The sequence below is a fragment of the Hyphomonas chukchiensis genome (assembly GCF_000682695.1).
GTDB classification, from domain to species: domain Bacteria; phylum Pseudomonadota; class Alphaproteobacteria; order Caulobacterales; family Hyphomonadaceae; genus Hyphomonas; species Hyphomonas chukchiensis.
The window spans coordinates 22,380-40,794 of sequence record NZ_AWFG01000085.1 but is presented as its reverse complement, the minus strand read 5'-3'; the positions used below and the strand labels follow the sequence as shown (position 1 = coordinate 40,794).

Annotated in this window: 16 protein-coding genes; all 16 read right to left on the bottom strand. The window is 61.0% G+C overall.

Features of this window, described 5'->3' with window-relative positions; translation table 11 throughout:
• Positions 1–48 precede the first annotated feature (48 nt).
• A complete protein-coding gene (gene dnaE, locus HY30_RS17695; protein WP_034744151.1) occupies positions 49–3,471 on the bottom strand; it encodes a DNA polymerase III subunit alpha in 3,423 nt (1,140 codons plus the stop codon).
• A gap of 79 nt (positions 3,472–3,550) precedes the next feature.
• Positions 3,551–4,240: an ABC transporter ATP-binding protein gene (locus HY30_RS17690; protein WP_034744148.1), complete on the bottom strand. Its 690-nt coding sequence runs from the start codon at positions 4,238–4,240 to the stop codon at positions 3,551–3,553.
• On the bottom strand, positions 4,240–5,532 hold the full coding sequence (locus HY30_RS17685; RefSeq protein ID WP_034744145.1) for an ABC transporter permease: 1,293 nt from the start codon (positions 5,530–5,532) through the stop codon (positions 4,240–4,242). The genes HY30_RS17690 and HY30_RS17685 overlap by 1 nt, the downstream gene beginning before the upstream one ends.
• Positions 5,529–6,848, bottom strand: coding sequence for a proline--tRNA ligase (gene proS, locus HY30_RS17680; RefSeq protein ID WP_034744374.1), 1,320 nt, complete (start codon positions 6,846–6,848; stop codon positions 5,529–5,531). The genes HY30_RS17685 and proS overlap by 4 nt, the downstream gene beginning before the upstream one ends.
• A gap of 49 nt (positions 6,849–6,897) precedes the next feature.
• Positions 6,898–7,131, bottom strand: coding sequence for a DUF1467 family protein (locus HY30_RS17675; RefSeq protein WP_034744142.1), 234 nt, complete (start codon positions 7,129–7,131; stop codon positions 6,898–6,900).
• On the bottom strand, positions 7,131–7,559 hold the full coding sequence (mce, locus tag HY30_RS17670; protein ID WP_034744139.1) for a methylmalonyl-CoA epimerase: 429 nt from the start codon (positions 7,557–7,559) through the stop codon (positions 7,131–7,133). The genes HY30_RS17675 and mce overlap by 1 nt, the downstream gene beginning before the upstream one ends.
• Before the next feature lie 5 nt (positions 7,560–7,564).
• Positions 7,565–9,250, bottom strand: a complete 1,686-nt coding sequence (locus HY30_RS17665; RefSeq protein WP_034744135.1) for a ribonuclease J — start codon at positions 9,248–9,250, stop codon at positions 7,565–7,567.
• Between the two features lie 6 nt (positions 9,251–9,256).
• Positions 9,257–10,024 (bottom strand): type III pantothenate kinase, encoded by a 768-nt coding sequence (locus tag HY30_RS17660; RefSeq protein WP_034744132.1) that lies wholly within the window; start codon positions 10,022–10,024, stop codon positions 9,257–9,259.
• A 5-nt stretch (positions 10,025–10,029) separates the two neighbouring features.
• Complete coding sequence (locus HY30_RS17655) at positions 10,030–10,767, bottom strand: biotin--[acetyl-CoA-carboxylase] ligase (protein WP_034744130.1); 738 nt, start codon at positions 10,765–10,767, stop codon at positions 10,030–10,032.
• The gene (gene nuoN / locus HY30_RS17650) at positions 10,764–12,191 is read right to left on the bottom strand and encodes an NADH-quinone oxidoreductase subunit NuoN (protein WP_051615685.1); all 1,428 of its coding nucleotides are present in this window, start codon (positions 12,189–12,191) and stop codon (positions 10,764–10,766) included. Before nuoN ends, HY30_RS17655 begins: the two co-directional genes overlap by 4 nt.
• Before the next feature lie 6 nt (positions 12,192–12,197).
• Entirely contained in the window at positions 12,198–13,697 is a 1,500-nt protein-coding gene (locus HY30_RS17645; protein ID WP_034744127.1) for an NADH-quinone oxidoreductase subunit M, read from the bottom strand.
• Positions 13,697–15,841, bottom strand: a complete 2,145-nt coding sequence (gene nuoL, locus HY30_RS17640) for an NADH-quinone oxidoreductase subunit L (protein ID WP_034744124.1) — start codon at positions 15,839–15,841, stop codon at positions 13,697–13,699. Before nuoL ends, HY30_RS17645 begins: the two co-directional genes overlap by 1 nt.
• A gap of 6 nt (positions 15,842–15,847) precedes the next feature.
• Positions 15,848–16,156: an NADH-quinone oxidoreductase subunit NuoK gene (gene nuoK / locus HY30_RS17635; protein WP_034744121.1), complete on the bottom strand. Its 309-nt coding sequence runs from the start codon at positions 16,154–16,156 to the stop codon at positions 15,848–15,850.
• 4 nt (positions 16,157–16,160) lie between these two features.
• Positions 16,161–16,700: an NADH-quinone oxidoreductase subunit J gene (locus HY30_RS17630; RefSeq protein ID WP_422120004.1), complete on the bottom strand. Its 540-nt coding sequence runs from the start codon at positions 16,698–16,700 to the stop codon at positions 16,161–16,163.
• A gap of 132 nt (positions 16,701–16,832) precedes the next feature.
• Positions 16,833–17,318, bottom strand: a complete 486-nt coding sequence (gene nuoI, locus HY30_RS17625; RefSeq protein WP_034744115.1) for an NADH-quinone oxidoreductase subunit NuoI — start codon at positions 17,316–17,318, stop codon at positions 16,833–16,835.
• Entirely contained in the window at positions 17,315–18,406 is a 1,092-nt protein-coding gene (gene nuoH, locus HY30_RS17620) for an NADH-quinone oxidoreductase subunit NuoH (protein ID WP_034744112.1), read from the bottom strand. Before nuoH ends, nuoI begins: the two co-directional genes overlap by 4 nt.
• Between the last annotated feature and the right edge of the window lie 9 nt (positions 18,407–18,415).

The following is an 18,415-nucleotide window of genomic DNA, read 5'->3' as shown; positions in this document are numbered from 1 at the left end:
CTTATACATAATTCCGCGAGGGCGGCAAGCTGCGCAGATGCGCTTTTGTTACGCGGCCTTCATGGGCTCGACACGCTCGACACCGGGGGCATCCTTGAGGGCCCGCTGGGCCTTGAGGCCGATCGTATATGTATCCGCGAGGCGCAGGAGGACAATCCGGCCATCCTCAAGCGGCATCTCGACCAGAATCGCCCCCCGTTCATGGTCCTGCAGGCGTCCGAGATGGCTGATGATGCCGACGATATCGTCCGTTCTGGCGCCGACAGCGAGCCGCACCTTGAGCGCGCCCATGGATTTGGACAGCCGCGCCGATTCCAGCTGGACGATGCGCTCGGCATTGAGCTTGATCTCGTCGCCGGTGCGCTTCACGCCGACGGTGATGGCGACAGAATTGCCGACCTGCAGCAGGTCATAGCTCTGCTGCAGGGTTTCCGGGAAGACCATCATTTCCACCTCGCCTGTCGGATCTGACAGGGTCAGGAAGGCAAACTTGCCGCCGTTACGGGCCGGCTTCTCGTTGCGCATCCGCACGACGCCGATCAGCTCAAGCGGCTTGCCATCGCTGGCGCGCTCCTCGATCTCGATGGCGAGCGTCACCCGGTCCCGGTCGATCCCCTCAAGCACGTCATCCAGCGGGTGGCCGGAGAAATAGAAGCCGATGGATTTGAATTCCTCGTCCAGCTTCTGCTGACCGTTCCAGGCCTTGGCCGTGGGCAGCGACGGCCGCAGCGCCGGCTCGGCCTCGCCGAACAAGCCCCCCTGCCCGCCCTGCCGGTCCTCGGCGGACTTGTTGGCCATCTGGGCGAGAATAGGCGCGGCGGCGAGCACCTTGGCGCGGTTTGCGTCCAGCCCATCCAATGCGCCGGACTTGGCAAGCGATTCAAATGCCTTCTTGTTGATGTGGCGCGGATCCACCCGTTCGGCGAAGTCATAGAGATCACTGAACTTGCCATCGCTGTTCCGGATCGCCTCGACATGGCGCATGGCCTCAAGGCCAACGCCCTTCAGCGCGCCCAGCGCATAGACCACCGCACCGTCGCGCACATCGAAATCAGCGGTCGAGGAATTCACATCCGGCGCCAGAACCGGAATCTTCAGGCGGCGCGCTTCCTGGAAGAAGGCGGCGAGCTTGTCTGTGTTGCCGAGATCGAGGCTCATGGAGGCGGCGAGGAACTCGACCGGGAAGTGCCGCTTCAGGTAGCCGGTCTGATATCCGATCAGCGCATAGGCGGCGGCGTGGGACTTGTTGAAGCCGTAACCGGCGAACTTCTCCATCGTGTCGAAGATCTCGTTCGCAAGCGGCTCGTCCATGTCCTTGCTGGCGGCCGCGCCTTCAACGAAGCGCTTGCGCTGCGCGATCATCTCTTCGAGCTTTTTCTTGCCCATGGCCCGCCGCAGGAGGTCAGCTTCGCCAAGCGAATAGCCGGCGATTTCCTGGGCCATCCGCATGACCTGTTCCTGGTAGACAGGCACGCCATAGGTGGCTTCTAGGACCGGTTTCAGGTCCGGGTGGGCATATCGCACGCCTTCCGGGTTTTCCTTGCCTTGCACATAGACCGGGATGTTCTCCATCGGGCCCGGCCGGTAGAGCGAGATGATGGCGATGACGTCTTCGATATTGTTCGGGCGGACCTTGCGCAGCGTGTCGCGCATGCCCGCACCCTCGAGCTGGAACACGCCAAGCGTCTCGCCGCTCGCCATCAGGTCATAGGTCGCCTTGTCGTCGAGATTCTCCCATTCGGGGCCGACATCGCGCCCATCGCGCCGGATCAGCTTCAGCGCGCGGTCGATCACCGTCAGCGTTTTCAGGCCGAGGAAGTCGAACTTCACGAGCCCGGCCATCTCGGCATATTTCATGTTGAACTGCGAAGCAGGCAAGTCGGCGCGCGGATCATTGTAGAGCGGCGCGATCTCGACCAGTGGCCGGTCGCCAATCACAACGCCGGCCGCGTGCGTGCCCGCGTTCCGGTAGAGCCCTTCCAGCGCGAGCGCAATCTTGATCAGCTCGCCAACGCGCGGGTCCGCCTCGATCTCGTCATCGAACTTCGGCTCGTCGTCGATGGCTTCCTGCAGCTTGGGCGGCTTGGCCGGGTTGAACGGGATGAGCTTGGCCAGCCGGTCGACCTGGAAATAAGGCATCTGCATCACGCGGCCGACGTCGCGCACCACGGCCTTGGCCTGCAGCGTACCGAACGTGATGATCATGGCCACACTGTCAGCGCCATACTTGTCGCGGACATAGCGGATCACTTCGCTGCGCCGCTCCTGGCAGAAGTCGATGTCGAAGTCGGGCATCGAGACGCGTTCAGGGTTCAGGAAGCGTTCGAACAGAAGGTCGAAGCGGATCGGGTCGAGGTCAGTGATCAGCAGCGACCAGGCGACAAGCGAGCCCGCACCTGAGCCCCTGCCCGGCCCGACCGGGATGCCCTGCTCCTTGGCCCATTTGATGAAGTCGGAAACGATCAGGAAGTAGCCCGGAAAGCCCATCCGCTCGATGACGCTGAGTTCGTAGTCAAGGCGTTTGAAATAGGTCTCCCGCTCGGCGTAGAGCTTGCTGGCCGCTTCCAGACGGCCTTCAAGGCCTTCCGTGGCCTGCTTGCGCAACTCCTCGATCTCCGAGCGCCCTTCATTGCTGAACGAAGGCAGGATCGGTGCACGCGTGACGGATTTGACGGAGCAGCGCCGCGCGATTTCAGCGGTATTCTCAATGGCTTCGGGCAGGTCCGCGAACAGCTCGGTCATCTCGGCGGCGGACTTCAGGTATTGCGAGGGCGAGACCCGTTTGCGGTCTTCCTGACCGAGATACTGTCCATTGGCGATGCACATGAGCGCATCGTGCGCCGTGGCATCGGTCGGCTTCATGAAGCGCGCGTCGTGCGTGGCGACCAGCGGCAGGTCCAGCTCATAGGCGAGGTCAATGAGGCTCGGCTCAACGGCGACTTCGTCTGGCGTGCCGTGGCGCGTGATCTCGACATAGCAGCGGCCGGGAAAGGCGCTCGCCAGCGTCGAGAGTTCGGTGCGCGCATCGGCGGTGCGGCCCTTGAGCAGGTGGCGGGCGACTTCACCCTCGGAACCGCCGGTCAGCACGATCAAGCCATCCGTGTCATTCAGCAGGAGGTCGCGGTGCAGCTTTGGCACGCCGTCGTCGGCATCGAGATAGGCGCGTGAGGACAGCAGCATCAGGCGCTGATAGCCTGTCTCGTCCTGCGCATAGAGCGAGATACGGCTCGGCTCGCTGCGATGGGCGCCGTCGGTCAGGTCGAAGCAGCAGGCCATGATGGGCTGGATGCCGGCATCAGACATGGTGAGCGAGATTTCGAGGGCGCCGAAGAGGTTGTTCCGGTCTGTCACCGCCACCGCCGGCATGCTGTGTTCCAGCAGCCAGCCTTTCAGGCCCTTGGGCGTGATCATGCTTTCGAGCAGCGAATAGCTCGAGCGCACGGCAAGGTGGATGAAGGGCGACTCAGGCAAAGCGGTTTCTCCTGTGGAGAGTGTACAATGCCGCTGCTGCCGCAACCAGACCACCCGTCAGCGACGAGTGGTCCACAGCTTATTCCGGCTTGTAATCCACCAGCTGGCCGTCCTGCAGGGTCAGGACCCGGTCCATGTGCTGTGTCAGCGCGAAATTGTGCGTTGCCACCAGAACGGCGGCGCCTTCGTTGCGCACCATCTTGATGAGGGTCGCGAAGACGCGTTCGGTCGTGACCGGGTCAAGGTTGCCGGTCGGCTCATCGGCGATCACGAGGCGCGGGTCATTGGCCAGTGCGCGGGCAATTGCCACGCGCTGCTGCTCGCCGCCGGACATCTGGCCCGGCTGGTGATGGCCGCGATCGGCGAGTCCCATGACTTCCAGAAGCGCCTGCGCCTTTTCGCGCGCGGCTTTCTTCTTCACGCCGGCAATCATCAGCGGCATGGCGATATTGTCTGCCGCGTTGAATTCGGGAAGCAGGTGGTGGAACTGGTAGACGAAGCCGATCTTGTTGCGCCGGACAGCCGTGCGGCCCTTGTCATCCAGCGACAGGCAGTCGATGCCGTCGAGCATGACCTTGCCGCCTTCCGGGCGCTCCAGCAGGCCGGCCGTATGCAACAGGGTCGACTTGCCCGAGCCGGATGGGCCAACGAGGCCCACAAGTTCGCCCGCGTTGAGGCGCAGTTCCGTCCCTCTCAGGACGGGCAGTTCGCCAGCCTCGGTCCGGTAGGTCCGGTCGATGCCGATAAGTTCGAGAACGGGACCGGACATTATTCGAACCTCAAGGCGCTGACCGGATCCTGGCGGGAGGCCCACCAGGCCGGAATGAGTGACACGCCCATCGACATGAAGAGCGCATAGAGCCCTGTGCGGATGACTTCATTCCAGTCAAGAATCGCTGGCAGGCCCTCAAGGCCATAGGTTTCCGCATCGAAGACTTCGCCCTGGACGAACAGGTTGATGAAGGATTCCACGTAATGAATGTTGAGCACCACCAGAACACCCACAAGAACGCCCAGAAGCGCCCCAAGCGTGCCCAGAACCGTGCCCACAAGCAGGAAGACGCGCAGCACGCCGCCCTGGCCAAGGCCGATGGTACGAAGGATGGCGATGTCGCGGGACTTGTTCTTCACCAGCATGACCACGCCGACGATGATGTTCAGCGTCGCGATCGCCATGATGACCATGACGAGCAGGCGCACCATCGTGCGCTCGACGCGCAGGGCATTGAGATAACTCTCGCGCTGGCTCTTCCAGTCGAATGTGTAGAGCGCATTGCCCGTCGCGTTGGCGATGGCGGCCATGGCTTCGTGTGTTTTCTCGGGGTCCTTCAGCCTTATATCCAGCATGGAATAGTGGCCCTTCGACTGGAACAGGATCTGCGCCTGCTCCATCGGCATGAAGGCATAGAGGCTGTCGAGTTCGACGCTGCCTGTCTTGAAGATATCGCCGACGATGTATGACTTGCTGCGCGGCGTGCCGCCCATCGGACCAGCGGTTTGCTGGGAGGTGATGATCTCGACCTTGTCGCCCGGGCGAACGCCCAGCCCTTCACGGCCGGCCGCGAGGAAGGCGCCAAGCATGATGACGTCACCGCCATTGCGGCCAACACCAAAACCGGCGTCCACAGCGGCCTTGCCGCCATCCTTGAGGAAGGGCATCGTTGCCAGATCTTCATTGCGGATGGCACGGACTGCGGCGCCGGTCTTGCGGCCATTGGCCGTGATCAGGACATATTCCTCGATATAGGGCGTTACGCTCGTGATGCCGTCGATCTCGCGGATCTTGGCCGCGAGGGCGTTGGCCTCGTCTTCGGTATAGCTGCTGACAACGCCGTAGACATGGGGCTGGCCACCGAGCAGCGCGTCCAGCAGGGTCGCGCGGAAGCCGCTCATGACGGACATGGTGATGATCAGCGCGGCCACGGCGAAGAAGATGCCGACAAAGGAAATGATCGAGATCAGCGACGCGCCGCCATGTTCCCGCTTGGCCCGCAGGTAGCGCCAGGCCAGCGTGCGTTCCAGCTTGCCAAAGGGCGAGGCGCGATGACCCAGTTCGCTCATTTTGGTGCCACTTTCCTGATCGCTTCGGCAAAGGGCATCTCGGTCTTCTCACCCGTCTTGCGGTTCTTGACCTCAACAACACCGTTTTCGACGCCGCGCGGACCGATCACGATCTGCCATGGCAGGCCGATCAGCTCCATACGGGCAAACTTGCCGCCGGCGCGTTCGTCCGTGTCGTCATAGAGCACGTCCATGCCAGCATCGGTCAGTGCCTTGTAGGCATCTTCGCAGGCTGCGTCACAGGCCTCATCGCCGACGCGCATATTGATCAGGCCGACATGCCATGGGGCGACCGATTCCGGCCACACGATACCGTTCTCGTCATGGCACGCCTCGATGATGCCGCCGACAAGGCGCGAGACGCCAATGCCGTAGCTGCCCATCTGGACAGGCACCATCTGGCCGTCTGCCGTTTGCACAACCGCGTTCATGGGAAGCGAATACTTGGTGCCGAAGTTGAAAATGTGGCCGACTTCAATACCGCGTGCAGAAACCTGGCTCTCGGCCGGGATCGCTGCGAAGGCTGCCTCGTCGTGCATCTCTTCGGTGGCGGCATAATATTGCGTGCGCTTTTCGACTTCAGCGTTCAGGTCGCTGTCGAAATCGAGGTCCAGTCCGGGCGGCGGCAGGTCCAGCAGGGCCTTGTCGCAGAACACGGCGCTTTCGCCTGTGTCAGCCAGGATGATGAATTCATGGCTCATGTCGCCGCCAATGGGGCCGGTATCGGCGCGCATCGGAATGGCCGTGAGGCCCATCCGGTCAAAGGCATTGAGATAGGCGCAGAACATCTTGCGATAGGAGACGCGGGCGTCTTCTTCCGTCAGATCGAAGGAATAGGCGTCCTTCATCAGGAATTCACGCCCCCGCATGACGCCAAAGCGCGGGCGCACCTCATCGCGGAATTTCCACTGCTGGTGATACAGGTTCAGGGGCAGCTGCTTGTAGCTTTTCACATAGGCCCGGAACACGTCCGTGATCAGCTCTTCATTGGTCGGCCCGTAGAGCATCTCGCGGTCGTGCCGATCGGTGATGCGCAGCATTTCCTTGCCATAATCGTCGTAGCGGCCGGATTCGCGCCAAAGGTCGGCCTGCTGGAGCGTCGGCATAAGCATTTCGACAGCGCCCGCACGGTTCATTTCCTCGCGCACGATCTGCTCGATCCGCGTCAGAACCTTCAGTCCCATCGGCAGCCACGTGTAGATGCCGGCGCCGTTCTGACGAACCATGCCGGTGCGCAGCATCAGCTTGTGCGATGCGATGGCCGCATCTGCCGGGGCCTCTTTGCTGACCGGCAGAAAATACTTGGAAAGGCGCATGAATTCCCCGTTATCGATGAACTTGGCGCTCAACTAGCCGCAGCCGCCCCTACTCCGCAAGGAGCAGCGGCACAACCACGGCGGCAATGACTGTCAGAACTGCGGCGCCGATACTGGCCCACAGCGCTTTCTTCCAGATCATCGGCTTCACAGGCGCACCCTCTTCGGTGCCCGGCGTATGTGCGCCATCCTCGAACTGCCCGCGAACGCCGATCGGCAGGACGGCGAAGAAGCAGATCCACCAGCACAACACGAAGACGACAACGCCGCTCGCTATGGTCATCAGTGGTCGCCTTTCGGCGTTTCCATCAGCTCGATCAGAACACCGTTGGAGTTCTTCGGGTGGACAAAGATAATCATCGTGCCGTGCGCGCCGATGCGCGGCTTACCGAGCACTGTCGCGCCGCGCTTGTTCATCTCGTCGACGGCCTGATTGATGTCATCAACCTCGAAGCAGACATGGTGCTGCCCGCCCTTGGGGTTTTTCGTGATGAAGTTGGCGATAGGCGATTCGGCGTTCAGCGGTTCGATCAGTTCGATCTGCGCGTTGGGCAGGTTGACGAAGCAGACTTTGACGCCCTGCTCGGGCATGTCGAATGGCGTGGTGATGTCGGTCGCGCCGTAGAGCGTGCGATAGGTTTCGCAGGCTTCCTCAAGATCCGGAACGGCGACGCCGACATGGTTCAGCGGGCCCAGTTTGAATTCGCTCATCGTGTTCAACTCCTCAATACGGTCACATCTATCATCGGGCGGCGGCCGAACGTGGCGTCGCAGGCCTTGCGCAGGGCGCGGCCGATCTCGCGTTCAACCAGATCATCTTCCAGCCGCGTCTTGCGTTTCATCTTCTGCACGGCGTTTTCCGCTGCCTCATCCAGCTCGTCGAGGCTTTCGTCAGCAAGGCGGCCGTCGGCTTCCGAGAAGCCGCGCACGACGACGACCGGGCCGTCGATCACGTCGCCCGCCTCGTCGATGACGACGCTGGCGAGGACGAACCCGTTTTCTGCCAGTTTGCGGCGCTCATTGATGCCCTGCGCACCTTCCGGCACGAGGAACTTGCCATCGAGATAAAGGCGCCCGGCCGGGACCAGATCGATGATCTCGGCCTTGCCGGGCGCGAGGCGCACGAGGCTGCCATTGCGCGGCGCAATGGACTGCGGCACCTGCAGTGTCTTGGCATAGGCGGCGTGCTCCAGGATATGACGGCGCTCCCCATGGACAGGCACGGCAATCTCGGGCCGCACCCACTGGTACATGCGCTGCAGCTCGCCGCGGCACGGGTGACCGGACACGTGGATCGGGTCCTTGACCATGCGTGGCGTGATGATCCGCACGCCCTGGTCGGCGAGCGAGTTCTGGAGCTGGAAGATTTCGCGCTCATTGCCGGGAATGATGCGGCAAGAGAAGATCACGCAGTCGCCCTCATGGAGCGTTACATTGCGGTGGTCCTTGCGGGCAATACGCGCGAGGGCTGCCCGTGCCTCACCCTGACTGCCGGTGCAGAGATAGAGGATGTTCTCGGCCGGAATGGAACTGGCGTCCGCCTCGTTCACGAATTCCATGTTGCGCGGCAGGATGCCAACGGCTTTGGCGGCGTCCGTGATGCGGTGCATGCTGCGTCCGACAAGGCAGACGCTGCGGCCCGCGAGTTCGGCGGCCTCGATGATGGATTTCACACGCGCGACGTTTGACGCGAAGGTGGTGACGGCAACGGCCTGCTTCTGTTCGGCGATGAGTTCGATCAGGCCCTGCTTCACCGTCTCTTCCGAGCCGGACTCGCCTTCCTCGAACACGTTCGTGGAATCGCAGACCATGGCCAGCACGCCGCGATCACCGAGCGCCGTCAGGCCCTTGATGTCTGTCGGCCCGCCAATCTGGGGATCGGGATCGATCTTCCAGTCGCCGGTATGCAGGATCATGCCTGCGGGCGTCTCGATGGCGAGCGCGTTGGGTTCAGGGATGGAGTGGGTCAGGGTCACGTAAGTGACCGAGAACGGTCCGGCAACGACCGTACCACCCAGCGCAACCGGCTTCAGCCAACGCGGATCGACGCCCCGCTCCAGCATCTTGGAGCGCACAAGTTCCGTGGTGAAAGGTGTCGCATAGATCGGCGCCTTGGTCTGCAGGCGCGGATAAAGCAGGCCGACGGCGCCGATATGGTCTTCATGGGCGTGCGTGAGGAAGATCGCGTCGATCTGCTCGCCGATGAGATAGTCAGGATCGGCGCAGATGAGGTCGATTCCGGGCGTATCCAGCGATCCGAACGTGACGCCCACATCGACCAGGATCCAGCGGCGCGCATGGGCCGGTCCATAGCCATAGGCGTTCAGGTTCATGCCGATTTCCTCGCATCCCCCTAGCGGGAGGAAAACGAGTTCGTCGGAGATCTGTGCTGAATCGGCCATAAGGTCCTATTTATTTCGTTTGTAGATTTCGAGGAGACCCGTGATGAGAATATCCGGGTCGTAGTGGTCAATCGTTTCGCTGGCGCCTTCAAAAAGCGAGGCAACGCCGCCGGTTGCAACCACCTGCAAGGGCTTTCCATACTCGGCCTTGATGCGTCGTACCAGCCCGTCAATCAGGTCGATATAGCCCCAGAACACACCGGACTGCATGGCGCTGACCGTATCCTGGCCAATTACCCGCGCAGGGCGCTGAATGGCGATGCGCGGCAATTGCGCGGCTGCATCATGCAGGGCGCTGACAGAAAGGTTGATACCGGGCGAGATAATGCCGCCCTCAAAGCCGCCATCCTCGGCGACAATATCGAACGTCGTGGCGGTGCCACTGTCGATGACGATCAGGTTGCCGGGATAGGTCACATGCGCACCAAGCGCGCTGACGATGCGGTCGGCGCCGACCTGTTCCGGCCGGTGAATGCGGATCTCGACGCCCGATTTGAGCGACGGATCCCCAATGAACATGGGCTCCACGTTGAGATAGCGGCGCGCGAGATTGCGGAAGTTGAACACGGCTTGCGGCACAACGGTCGAAATCACGCAGCCATTGATCTTGCCAAGGTCCATGCCGTGCATGTCCGCCAGACGCCAGAGCCATGCCGCATGGTCGTCAGCCGTCTTGCGGGCGTCGGTGGCGCTGCGCCACTGGACAACCCACTTGTCGCCATCGTGCACACCGAAAACCGTATTCGTGTTACCTACGTCAATCGCAAGCAGCATCGCGCTTATACTCTCCCTATCAGGTCAACGTCTCCAGCCCTTATGGTCTGCCGCGTGCCATCGGGCAATCTGAGTATAAGGGCGCCTGTTTCGTCCATATCTTCGAAAATGCCTTCAACAGGTTCTCCCGAAGCGGTTACACGTATGGTGCCACCAAGGCCCTCGGCGCGTTCCAGCCAGCTTTCCCGCAGCTTCGCGAAACCCGCCCGGGCCTCAACGAGGCGTGCCGAAAAGGCTTCGCGCAGGGCATCAAGCACCATGTCTGCGTTGATGATCGTATCGCCGCGCAGGGCGGCAATGGAGGTTGCGCTTTGCCCTGCGCCCTCGGGCGCATGCGTAACATTGATGCCCATGCCCGCCGCGACCCAGGTGTCAGGGCCCGAACTACCGGTTTCAATCAGGATGCCGGAGAGTTTTGCGCGATGGATACGCACGTCATTTGGCCATTTGACCTGAACATCGGCATCCGGTGCGAACTGGAGGGCCATATCGCTGACGGCCAGCGCTGCAGCGAATGGCGTGCGGGCAGCGACAGCCATGCCACCCGGCTCGCGATACAACACTGTTGTGAAGAGGTTTCCCGGCGGCGAGAGCCAACTGCGCTGCAGCCGTCCCCGTCCTGCGGTCTGGGCTTCGGCAACCAGCCAGCAATCAGCAAAGCCGCCTGCCGCAGCCCGCCGCTTTGCCTCGCTATTGGTGCTGTCTATCGTGCCGAGGTGATGGACGGGCCAGTCAAACTTCAAGAGGGCAGTCCCAAGGCGGCCGTATTGGCCCAATCGGCAAGCGCATTGATGAAGATCAGGAACACGATGCCTGCGACAAAGGCCGATGCCAGAACCGTCAGCGTGACAGATCCGTCAATCGGCTCGAAACGCTCTTTCGGTTCATCAAACCACATGATCTTCACGACGCGGAGATAGTAGCCAAGCGACACGACCGACGCGACGACCAGAATGATCGCGAGCGGCATGAGACCAGCCTGAATGCCGGCATTGAATACTTCCCATTTCCCGAAGAAGCCGCCGAATGGCGGCAGGCCGGCAATCGAGAAGATCAGGATGGACAGGGCAATCGCCAGCCAGGGGCGAGTGCTCATCAGGCCGCCAAGCTCGTCAATGCTTTCCACCATGCCGCCACGGCGACGCATGGCCAGGACGCCGGCGAACAGGCCAAGCGAGGAGATCACGTAGAGGGTCATGAAGACCAGCAAGGCCCCTGCCCCGGTCTCGCGACCGGCAGCGACCGCGACGAGCGCGTACCCCATGTTGGCGATCGACGAATAGCCGAGCAGGCGCTTGATGTTCGTTTGCGTCAGCGCGCCGAACGAACCGATGAGCATGGACATGCCGGCGATGATCGAAATAACCATCTGCCACTGGTCCAGAATGTTGCCAAAGGCCGTGAACATGACATTCGCGAAGACGACCATGGAGGCCATTTTCGGCGCCGTCGCAAAGAAGGCGCCAACTGGCGTCGGTGCGCCTTCGTAAACGTCGGGCGTCCAGACGTGCATAGGCGCGGCAGAGACCTTGAAGGCCAGACCGACGATCATCATCACCATGCCGAACAGCAGGCCGATGGACGTGTCAGCCGTGAAGATGCCCGCATAGCTCGTCGTGCCAGAGAAGCCGTACACGAGCGACGCACCGTAGAGCAGCATGCCGGAAGCCAGTGCGCCGAGTACGAAATACTTCAGGCCCGCTTCGGAGGAGCGTGCGGAATCGCGGTGGAAAGCGGCCAGCACATAGGACGACAGGCTTAGCGTCTCGATACCCATATAGAGGGTCATCAGGTCTGAAGCGGACAGGATGATGCCCATACCGAGCGATGCGAAGATCGTCAGCAGGACGTATTCGTAACGGATCGTGTCATGACGCTTGAGGAAGCCCTCGGACATGATCAGCGCAAAGCCGCCAACAGAGAAGCTGACGAACTTTGCGAAGTTTACGAACGTGTTCGTTCTGACAAGGCCGCCAAAAGCCTCACCGCCCTGGTAGAAGACGAGCGTGAGCGCCGCAGCGCCGAACAGGGCCAGCGCGCCGTATTTGAATGACAGGCTGTTGAACCGGTCCTTGAGCAACGCGCCCAGCAGGACGCCCACGAGGCCAGCTGCCGCAAGCCAAAGCTCCGGTCCGATTGCCAGGATCATAGCGGTATAGTCGAGCATGGGCCGTCAGCCTCCGACCATCAGGGACAGAATGCGGTTGGTCGCCCCTTCAGTAATGTGGAAAATCAGGTTCGGCGCGACGCCAAACAGCAAGGTAAGCAAGGCCAGCGGCACGATGCAGACCAGTTCGATCATGCTCATGTCGCGGATGCCTTCGAGTTTCGGATTGGTGATCTCGCCGAACACGGTGCGACGGTAGAGCGTCAGCATGTAAACTGCCGAGAAGATCACGCCGAGGGCTGCGCCTGCAGCCGCCCAGGTCGAGGCCTGGAAGCCGCCAACCATGGTCAGGATCTCACCGATGAACCCGCTGGTGCCTGGCAGGCCCACGTTTGCCATCGTGAAGAGCATGAACAGGGTTGCGTAAACCGGCATGCGATTGACGAGGCCGCCATAGGCCGCAATTTCGCGTGTATGCATGCGGTCGTAGACGACGCCTACGATCAGGAAGAGCGCGCCGGAGATCAGGCCGTGGCTGAGCATCTGGAAGATCGCGCCCTGTACGCCGACCTCGTTGAACGAGAAGATGCCGAGGGTGACAAAGCCCATGTGCGCAACAGATGAGTAAGCGATCAGCTTCTTCATGTCGGTCTGGCGCCACGCGACGAGCGAGGTGTAGACGATGGCGATGACGGCCAGCGCAAACATGGCAGGCTGGAACAGGTGGCTCGCATCCGGGAACATCGGCAGCGAGAACCGCAGGAAACCATAGCCGCCCATTTTCAGGAGTACGCCCGCCAGGATGACCGAACCGGCCGTCGGCGCCTGAACGTGGGCGTCGGGCAGCCAGGTATGCACCGGCCACATCGGCAGTTTCACCGCGAAGGATGCTGCAAAGGCGAGCCATAGCCAGGTCTGCACCTCAGGCGCGAAGGCAAATTTCTCCAACACTTCAATGTCGGACGAACCAGCCGCCTGGAACATGTAGACGACAGCAACCAGCATCAGGAGCGAGCCGAGCAGTGTGTAGAGGAAGAACTTGAAGGCCGCGTAGATCTTTTCCTTGCCGCCCCAGATGCCGATGATCAGGAACATCGGGATGAGGCCAGCCTCGAAGAAGATATAGAAGAGCACGATATCCAATGCTGCGAAGACGCCGAGCATGAATGTTTCGAGGATAAGGAAAGCGACCACGTATTCCGTGACACGTGTATGAATCGAGTTCCAGCTTGCCAGAAGACAGATCGGCGTCAGGAAGGTCGTCAGCAGGATCAGCGGCATCGAGAGGCCGTCGACACCGACCTTGTAGGTTACCGCGCCATACCATGCGTAATGCTCGACCAGCTGGTAGCCGGATGCGTTTGAATCGAATGTCAGGAATGCTGCCACCGAGGCAATGAAGGTTGCACCGGAGATGATCATGCCGGCAAGCAGGGCTGCGCGGTTGTCTTTACCGGCTTCCTCCTTGCTGAAGCTGCCGGCCGTAGCCGTGCGCACGCCCATGATGATGAGCGCGCCAATCAGTGGCAGGAAAACGACTGCTGAAAGGATGGGGAACCCGCCCATTAGTTAGCTCCTCCAGCCCGCAACCACATCACAGCGCCAAAGACGAGCGCCGCACCGATGATCACGAAGGCGTAATGATACAGGTAGCCGGTGTGCATGGCCGACAGGCGGCGCGCACTCCAGCGGGTAAGGGATGTGACGCCATCGGGCCCGAGACGGTCGATGACTTTCTTGTCGGCCTTCCAGAACAGGTTGCCGAGCATGGCAGAGCCCTTGATGAGCGTCGCGTTGTAAATCTCGTCGAAGTACCACTTGTTCGCAAACAGGGAATGGAGCGGGCCACCGCTGTCGGCGATACGTTTGCCGAAGCCGCGATTGAAGAAGTAGGTGAATGTGGCGATCAGGAAGCCCGCGACTGTTACGACCAGTGGCGCCAGGATCACCCATTCAGGGACGCTATGGCGGTCATGCAGGACATGGTTGTCGACCGCCGAATAGATCGAGCTGCCCCAGAACGCGCTCTCCGCGTCCCCGACAAACCAGTCGTGGAAATAGAAGCCCGCGAACATGGCACCAAGGCTTAGCACGCCAAGCGGCACCAGCATGATGGCAGGGCTCTCGTGTGGCTCATGGGCATGATCGGCATGTGCGTGGTCATGGCCGTGATCGTCGGCGGCAGCATGCGCGTGATCTGCGTGATCATCATGGTGTTCCGCAGAGGCCATCGGGCCATGGAACGTCATGTAGATGAGGCGCCAGGAATAGAAGCTGGTCAGCAACGCAGCGATAATACCGAACCAGAAAGCCACCTGGCCGAACATGACCTGATGCTCGCCGGCCGCGAAGGCGCTCTCCAGGATGGCATCCTTCGAGAAGAAGCCGGAGAAACCGATCAGCGTATGCGGAATGCCGAGGCCGATGATGGCAATCGTGCCGATCATCATGGCCGCATAGGTCAGCGGCATGTATTTCGCGAGACCGCCCATGCGGCGCATGTCCTGCTCGTGGTGCATGCCGTGGATGACCGAACCGGCCCCGAGGAAAAGGAGCGCCTTGAAGAAGGCGTGCGTGAAGAGGTGGAACATGGCCGCTTCATAGGCGCCAACCCCGGCTGCGAAGAACATGTAACCGAGCTGCGAACAGGTCGAATAGGCGATGACGCGCTTGATGTCGTTCTGCGCCATGCCGACGGTTGCCGCATAGAGACAGGTCACGGCACCAATGATCGTGATCATGCCGGCGGCATAAAGGGTGTGCTCATAGAGCGGCGACATGAGGCAGACGAGATAGACGCCTGCCGTCACCATCGTGGCTGCGTGGATAAGGGCGGACACCGGCGTCGGGCCTTCCATGGCGTCCGGCAGCCAGACGTGCAGGAAGAACTGCGCAGATTTGCCCATTGCGCCGATGAAGAGGAGAATACCGATCAGCTCGAGCGCGTAGACATGCTGACCAAGGAAGTCGATCGCCAGCTCCTGCGCCGGCGCAGCGCTGGCAAAGGCGAGCGGCGTCACGACCGCATTTTCGCGGATCGCAGTGAGGACCGGCTCAAACTCGACCGAACCGAAGACGAAGAACACGGCCATGATGCCCAGTGCGAGGCCGAAGTCGCCCACGCGGTTGGTCACGAAAGCCTTGATGGAGGCGTCGTTCGGCGCCTTCTTCGTGTACCAGAAACCGATGAGCAGGTACGAGGCGAGGCCCACGCCTTCCCAGCCGAAGAAGAGCTGGATGAAATTGTCCGCCACGACCAGCGACAGCATCGCGAACGTGAACAGCGAAAGATAGGCGAAGAAGCGCGAGCGATGCGGGTCTTCGCTCATATAGCCCCAGGAATAGAGGTGCACGAGGCCGGAGACGCCCGTGATGACAGCCATCATCACGATGGACAGCGTGTCGATCCGGATCGCCCAGTTTGCGTGGAATGCGCCGACATCGATCCAGGGCATCAGGGTGATGATATGTGCGCCATTCGTGGCGACGGCCTCGACCGCATGGCCGACTTCCTCGGCATGGCCTTCAGCGCCATGAATGCCGGCGGCATAGGCAAACAGCTGGTACAGCGACAGCGCACCCGCCAGCAGGACCGTGCCCGTCGTCAGGATCATGACAGGCGCGTCGCCGATCTGCTTATGGATCAGACCCGACAGCGCCACGATACCCGGCGCAAGGACAATGAAGAGGATGAGGAAGTCCGGCAGCATTGTCCGTTACCCTTTCATCAGGTCAACATTCTCGACCGCGATATCGCCGCGATTGCGGAAATACACGACGAGGATGGCGAGGCCGACGGCCGCTTCTGCAGCGGCGACGGTCAGGACAAGCATGGCGAAAATCTGCCCGGTGATGTCCCCATTGAACACCGAGAAGGCGATCATGTTGATGTTCACCGACAGAAGGATCAGTTCGATCGCCATGAGAATGACGATGATGTTCTTCCGGTTCACGAAGATGCCGACGACACCGATCGTGAACAGGGCCGCCGAGACGGCGAGAAAGTGCGAAAGTCCAAGGTCCATGATATCAGATCCCCTGCCCGGAGCTCGGGTCTTTCAATTCGAAGGCGTCTGAACGGCGCCGTGATGTCTGGTGAGCGATGCTTTGACGTTTCACGCCTGGACGGTGACGAAGCGTCAGCACGATGGCGCCGATCATGGCGACGAGAAGCACGATTCCCGCGAGCTGGAACAGCAGCATATATTGCGTGTACATGACTTGGCCGATGGCCTCGGCATTGGTTTCCGCGCCCGGCGACGCATCGAAGTTGCCGACATGGTTTTCGAGGCCGGCAAACGAGGCCATCACGATTTCCGCAAGAAAGACAGCGCCCACCAGCAAGCCAAACGGCAGATAGCTGAGGAAGCCCTGCTTCAGTTCAACGAAATCCACGTCCAGCATCATGACGACAAACAGGAAGAGAACGGCGACCGCGCCGACATAGACGACGACGAGCAGCATCGCGAGGAATTCAGCGCCGATGAGCACGAGCAGGCCTGCCGAGGTGAAGAAGGCCAGGATCAGGAAGAGAACGGAGTGCACGGGGTTGCGCGCCGCGATCACCATCACGGCGGACAAGACCACAATCGTGGCCAGAATCCAGAAAGCGTAAACTGCCAAAGCCCTCAAAGCCCCTATTTGGTGAAACAGCGAGGCCTCTGCCCTGCCGCTCCGGTTCAGTCATTCTGCAGGCGCGCCCTATCGGTAAGGCGCGTCCAGCTCCAGGTTTTTCGCGAGCAGGCGCTCCCAACGGTCGCCGTTCGCAAGCAGGCGATCCTTGTCATAGAACAGCTCTTCACGCGTTTCCGTCGCAAATTCAAAGTTCGGCCCTTCGACGATGGCATCCACCGGACAGGCTTCCTGACAGAAGCCGCAATAGATGCATTTCACCATGTCGATATCGTAGCGGGTTGTGCGACGCGCGCCGTCAGCCCGCGGTTCCGCCTCGATTGTGATCGCCTGCGCCGGGCAAACGGCTTCGCAAAGCTTGCATGCGATGCAGCGCTCTTCGCCGCTTGGATAGCGACGCAGCGCGTGTTCGCCACGGAAGCGCGGGCTGAGCGGGTTTTTCTCGAACGGATAGTTCACGGTTGCCTTGCGGCGGAACATTTCCAGCGTGGCTGACCAGAAGGCGCCGAGGAAATCGGTCAGCAATGCGCCGCGGATGGTCTGCGCGATGCTCATGACTGCACTCCGGTATAAGCGACATAGCCAGCGACGATCAGGACGGCAGCAAGGGATGTCGGGAGGAAAATCTTCCAGCCGAGACGCATCAGCTGGTCATAGCGATAGCGGGGCACGATGGCCTTCACCATGGCGAACAAGAAGAAGAAGAACAGGATCTTCAGCATGAACCAGAACAGGCCGGACAGGCTGAGCAGCAGCGGCGGCCAGTCTTTCACCACGTCGCCAAGGTCGAACGGGCCATGCCAGCCGCCCAGGAACAGGATTGTCATCATGGCGCACATGAGGACGATGTTAAGATACTCGCCCAGCATGAAGAGGAGGTAGGGCGTGGAGCCGTACTCGACCTGATAGCCGGCCACGAGTTCGGATTCCGCTTCGGGAAGGTCAAATGGCGGGCGGTTCGTTTCTGCCAGCGCCGAGATGAAGAACATCACGAACATCGGGAACATGACGAAAATCATCGGAAAATACTGAAGGCTGAAGATATGCCAGTTCCAGAACCCGCCCGACTGGTTCTCGACAATTGCGCTCAAGTTCATGGACCCGGTCAGCAAGATTACCGTAACGATGATGAAGCCGATGGACACTTCATAAGAGACCATTTGGGCAGCCGAACGCAGGGCGCCGAGGAAAGGATATTTCGAGTTCGAGGCCCAGCCACCCATGATGATGCCATAGACACCCAGCGAGCTGATCGCGAAGAGGTAAAGCACGCCCACGTTCAGGTTCGACACGACCCAGCTTGTGCCGGATGTCGTACCCGGCGCGACCGGAATCGCGGCCCAGGCAACGAAAGACAGCGTACACGTCAGGATCGGCGCGAGGATGAACACGGTCTTGTTGGCGCCTGCCGGAATGACGATTTCCTTGAGCAGGAACTTGCCGAAGTCCGCGAAGGACTGGAACAGGCCAAACGGCCCGACCACGTTCGGGCCTTTGCGCATCATCACGCCAGCCCAGATCTTGCGATCGAGCAGGAGCAGGAAGGCGATCGAAATCAGCAGGACAAGCGTGAACAAGGCAATCTGGCCAAGCACCATCCAGAAGCCCGTGAAATCGCCAAAAGACTCGATGAGATTGCTCATGCCGCCGCC